Origin of the sequence: Citrobacter sp. wls829, from assembly GCF_005280825.1 — a bacterium.
GTDB lineage: Bacteria > Pseudomonadota > Gammaproteobacteria > Enterobacterales > Enterobacteriaceae > Citrobacter > Citrobacter gillenii.
In genome coordinates, this window is record NZ_SZWP01000089.1 from 1 (window position 1) to 1,874 (window position 1,874).

At 42.8% G+C, this 1,874-nt stretch carries 4 protein-coding genes and 1 pseudogene; 2 read left to right on the forward strand and 3 right to left on the reverse strand.

The annotated features are described in order from the left end of the window. Window positions 1-122 (forward strand): hypothetical protein (locus FDW88_RS22745; protein WP_249354902.1); only part of this gene is annotated, 122 nt, incomplete at its 5' end. Window positions 123-131: 9 nt separating this feature from the next. Here FDW88_RS22745 and FDW88_RS18730 read toward each other — a convergent pair. Continuing rightward, window positions 132-380 (reverse strand): annotated as a pseudogene (locus FDW88_RS18730) (transposase); the annotation flags it as partial. A gap of 236 nt (window positions 381-616) precedes the next feature. Between FDW88_RS18730 and FDW88_RS22860 the strand changes: the two are divergent. Next, a complete protein-coding gene (locus FDW88_RS22860; RefSeq protein WP_097761820.1) occupies window positions 617-745 on the forward strand; it encodes a transposase in 129 nt (42 codons plus the stop codon). A gap of 186 nt (window positions 746-931) precedes the next feature. On the opposite strand, the gene FDW88_RS18740 is transcribed toward FDW88_RS22860, so the two are convergent. Then, complete coding sequence (locus tag FDW88_RS18740) at window positions 932-1,420, reverse strand: hypothetical protein (RefSeq protein ID WP_032469931.1); 489 nt, start codon at window positions 1,418-1,420, stop codon at window positions 932-934. Further along, a partial coding sequence (locus tag FDW88_RS18745; RefSeq protein WP_137363138.1) for a hypothetical protein occupies window positions 1,417-1,874 on the reverse strand: 458 nt, incomplete at its 5' end. The genes FDW88_RS18740 and FDW88_RS18745, both read right to left, overlap by 4 nt.

Here is a 1,874-nt window from a genome sequence, read left to right on the forward strand (position 1 = left end):
TTGCCTCCGTTAAAAATGGGGGGATTACCGTTGCTGCTCAGCTAAACAACAGACCGAGAAAGACACTGAAGTTCAAAACACCGAAAGAGATAATTGAAAGGGGTGTTGCATTGACAGATTGAATCTACAGCAGCTTTTTTTAATATGTCCCGTTCGTCGGTAACCCGTTTCAGCTCTTTCTGGAGACGGCGGATCTCGGCCTGAGCATCTGACTGTTCTTTATGAGTGGAAGAATCCGGACCGTACTTCTTTATCCAGACATAAAGGCTGTGGGTGGTGATATCGAGACGTGTTGCAACGCTGGCAACAGAATAACCGCGATCAACAACCTGTTTGACTGCTTCAGTTTTAAACTCTTCGGGATAACGCTTACCGCTCATGGGCACCTCTCTTTAAGCCATCTTAAATGACTCTGAGGTGTCTGTTAAACCCGTGGCGATTCAACAACGACATCAAATACCAATATTTGGCTGGAAACATGAATCAATACTCGACGAAATAAATCAAATCGATAATGATGACTTGTTGTATGTGAACCTGTGCATTTATAGCAGTTTAAACATAAAAACTATGGATGAGGTATCGCTTGAAGTTCGTGGATTTTGAAAAATTCTGATTGTGTGATGGTTACAGTGCTTACGACAATATTGACGGGATATTCCCTGTTGGTTGCTGGGCACATGCTAGACGTAAATATGAAAATGCGTTAAATCAGAAAAGCGCGTTAAAGGCCGAGCGAATATAGCAAAAAGTTATATCGGCAAACTCTACGCATTGGCACAATAGGCGAAAAGTAAAAACCTAACCCCAGATGAACGCTACCAACTTCGACAAGAAAAAGTATTGCCTATCTTAGCAAAGTTCAAAGCTTGGCTCGATTCTGTATTCCAACTTATTGATTACAATTAAAAACTGAATGACAATCTAAAAATTAAAGAACCATATTCATAGCCAAGAATCCGACACCTCCAGCCAACACCAAGATACCTAAAACAACTATGGTTCGTAGCCCGCTTATCGATCTTTGCTGAGACTCCACCGCTGCCTCTAACTTGCTTTTCAATTCCGCTAATTGTTTAGCAATGCGGCTATCAATTGCTGTGCAGCCTTGTTCAAACTGATCAGGTGTTACAAACTTCAAGGCTGCAACCTCACGCCTTAGTTTCAACTGTTCATCTTTGATCTGGCCTAGAAGATCATTCAGTGACGTAAGGCGACCGTCAAACTCTTCAAATTTATTCGAGTTCTTCGTAACCAATTCAGCCTGTTCATAAGCTAGACTTGCGAGCGTTGATTTCGCTGCCTCTATCTCAGTTCTTGCATCGTTGACGGCGCTCAACAGGCCATTAAACTCTGCCACTTGCGTCGATTGCTCTTCGAGTGAATCGATTACCCGGTGTAGTTTCTGTATGTCATTCACCAATTAATCCCCTTGTATAGGCTGGTAAGTTTTTCAAGTCTAATTGCTAGTGGAGCTAACAAAGTGTGATAGGAGAACGGATCTCCTAGCTCTTCATTTACCTCCTCAAGAAAATCCAAATCTTCAAATTTCTCATGGACCAAACGAGCAAAGCGGCTTCGCGCATTTTCAGAGAACATTGGCTTTAGCTGCATAGTTTTTCGGACCAGCTCTAGTGCTTCATCCCTATTATCACTGATCAACCGATCAAATGACGATGCCATTCTTCGCTCTCCATCTGCATCATCAAACTCATCGGAAGCTAGTCGCAGCACACCACTCAAGTAGTTCAAGAATGCATTATCTTTGTATGACTCTAGGAATCGAGAAATCTGACCTCGTAGGATCGTCATCTTCTCGCTGCCTACTAGATGTTCCGTGCCCTCTGGTAATCCCCCCATTTTTAACGGAGGCA